This window comes from Micromonospora sp. NPDC049048, assembly GCF_043197615.1.
Classification (GTDB): Bacteria; Actinomycetota; Actinomycetes; order Mycobacteriales; family Micromonosporaceae; genus Micromonospora.
The window spans coordinates 1-2,136 of the sequence record NZ_JBICTM010000031.1 but is presented as its reverse complement, the minus strand read 5'-3'; the positions used below and the strand labels follow the sequence as shown (position 1 = coordinate 2,136).

4 protein-coding genes are annotated in these 2,136 nt (G+C 65.2%); 2 read left to right on the top strand and 2 right to left on the bottom strand.

Annotation, left to right across the window (positions count from 1 at the left end):
* Window positions 1–229 precede the first annotated feature (229 nt).
* Window positions 230–364, bottom strand: a complete 135-nt coding sequence (locus ACGFIG_RS30715) for an IS3 family transposase (RefSeq protein ID WP_393008873.1) — start codon at window positions 362–364, stop codon at window positions 230–232.
* Entirely contained in the window at window positions 313–570 is a 258-nt protein-coding gene (locus ACGFIG_RS30710) for a hypothetical protein (protein WP_393008875.1), read from the bottom strand. The genes ACGFIG_RS30715 and ACGFIG_RS30710 overlap by 52 nt, the downstream gene beginning before the upstream one ends.
* A gap of 91 nt (window positions 571–661) precedes the next feature.
* Here ACGFIG_RS30710 and ACGFIG_RS30705 point away from each other — a divergent pair, with 91 nt between their 5' ends.
* The gene (locus tag ACGFIG_RS30705; protein ID WP_393008871.1) at window positions 662–1,555 is read left to right on the top strand and encodes an IS30 family transposase; all 894 of its coding nucleotides are present in this window, start codon (window positions 662–664) and stop codon (window positions 1,553–1,555) included.
* Between the two features lie 14 nt (window positions 1,556–1,569).
* Window positions 1,570–1,824, top strand: a complete 255-nt coding sequence (locus ACGFIG_RS30700; protein ID WP_393008869.1) for an IS30 family transposase — start codon at window positions 1,570–1,572, stop codon at window positions 1,822–1,824.
* Window positions 1,825–2,136 lie beyond the last annotated feature (312 nt).

The window sequence follows — 2,136 nt, the reverse complement described above, 5'->3', positions numbered from 1 at the left end:
ACACCCACCAGGCACAGCACGACCAGATGGCTATCGTTCAACCTGAGCCCACCGGCGCCAGGTAACCAACCCTCCGGCAAACCGGGGGAACCTCAATCGCCAGCCGCGCCTGCCCAGCCCCCATAGACCCCAGTCAAACATGAGGATCACACTCACGTCACCCGACAACTACTCACACGAAACCGAGATTCAGTTCGGGAACCACACTCACCGCTGATAAAGCGACTCTTCACTCCGACCAATCCTGTACGAGGTCGTTAGCAGGAAGGCGGTTCTTGCGCAGGAACGCCCCTTGCAGGCCGGCGTCGCGCATCAACCGCTCGACCCGCTTGCGGCCCACGTTCCGGCCTTGGCGACGCAGCATGGCGGCACTCGTGGACTGCCGTAGGTGCCGCCGGAGACGTCATGGATCTCCGCGATCTCCACGGCCAGGTCCGCGTCCTCGCGTCGCCGAGCAGACGGTTCGGCGGCTTGGGCGAGCCAGCCGTAGTAGGTGGAGGTGGCGATGTTGAGGACCCGGAGGACGGGCTCGGCCCCGAAGCGATCGCGTAGCTCGTCGACGAGCGTCACGACCGTCGCCGGTGGGGTCGAGTTCCGAGGCGAAAAAAGCCGACTTAGATTCAAACGATCAACGCAACGCTGCTGGTGGATGGGTGGATGGGTGGATGGGTGGATCGTGGCTCGGATGGGTCGGCCGGGAATGTCGGACGCGATAAAAGAAGACTTGTGGCGGCGCTGGCGTGCCGGTGAGTCCATCAGCGTGATCTCTCGAGCACTCGGCAAGCCGCCAGGATCGGTCTTCACGGTATTGAAGCACCACGGCGGCATCGCGCCGGCCGAGCGGGTGCGTCGGGCGGATGGGTTGACCCCTGGAGACCGGGAATCGATCTCTCGCGGTCTCGAGGCTGGCGCCTCCATGCGTTCGATCGCCGTGTCCATCGGCCGTGCGCCGTTCACCGTGAGCCGTGAGGTCGCCCGCAACGGCGGCCGGCTGAAATACCGTGCGTTCGCCGCTGAGCAACGCGCTCAGGAGCAGGCGCGTCGCCCGAAACCGTCCGCCTTGCAGGACAACCTGGTGCTACGTCAGCTGGTGATCGAGCTGCTGGAGACCGAGTGGTCTCCGGAGCAGATCGTGGGACATCTGCGGCTGGTGCACCCCGACAACCCGCTCATGCGGATCAGCCACGAGAGCATCTACCGCGCGATCTACACGATACGGTGGAAGGTGATCCCGCGTGAGCTGTGCGCGAAGCTGCGCACGGGACGTCCCATCCGCAAGAACAAGAAGAACACGGTCAAGGGCCAGTGGCGTTCCCAGATCGTTGGCGCACGGCCGATCGAGGAACGGCCTGCCGCGGCTGACGCACGGACCGAGCTTGGCCACCTCGAAGGAGATCTCATCGTCGGGGCCAAGAACAGCCAGGTCGCGACGCTGGTCGACCGCAAGTCGCGCTACCTGACCATGGTCGCGCTGCCCAGCCGCCACACCGCAACTGTCATCCCGGCCCTGCAGCAGGCGTTCTCGCTGATGGATCCCGCCAGCTCAGCACTCTGACCTGGGACCGCGGCATGGAACTCGCCGGCCACCGGCTGCTCACCGAAGCCACAGGAGTCGATGTTTTCTTCGCCGCACCGCGCAGCCCATGGCAGCGGGGCACCAACGAGAACACCAACAAGCTGATCCGGCAATACCTACCGAAGGGCACCGATCTGGGCCTGCACAGCCAAGCCGATCTCGACGCCCTGGCCGCCCGCCTGAACGACCGGCCTCGCAAGTGTCTCGGTTATCGAACTCCAGCCCAGTGTGTTGCCTTGACTCCCTGAACCTAAGGATGACGACGGCAGTCACGAGCGCAACTATCGAACCCAAGGCGGATTGGACCACATCGGCGAGGACTCCAGCCCCCACGGCGGCACTCAGCCTCAACGCCACCGACGTCGGCCTCGAGACGTCACAACACAACGACGAAGTACCCGAAATGCACTCGCGATGGACATACCTCTTCCTACTCTGCAGGGCCATGGCCTTGGCGCAGTACCGCGCGAGGACGTGCGGACCTCGGCAGCGCGACGACTACCCTGGCCGTCGGCGGGTAAGCCGCCCGACCGGCCGGGGGGAGGAGGCGACGTGGGGCG

Excerpts from the sequence above, each read along its gene's own strand:
- ACGFIG_RS30715 (WP_393008873.1), bottom strand. The coding sequence starts at position 364 with ATGCTGCGTCGCCAAGGCCGGAACGTGGGCCGCAAGCGGGTCGAGCGG.
- ACGFIG_RS30700 (WP_393008869.1), top strand. The coding sequence starts at position 1,570 with ATGGAACTCGCCGGCCACCGGCTGCTCACCGAAGCCACAGGAGTCGAT.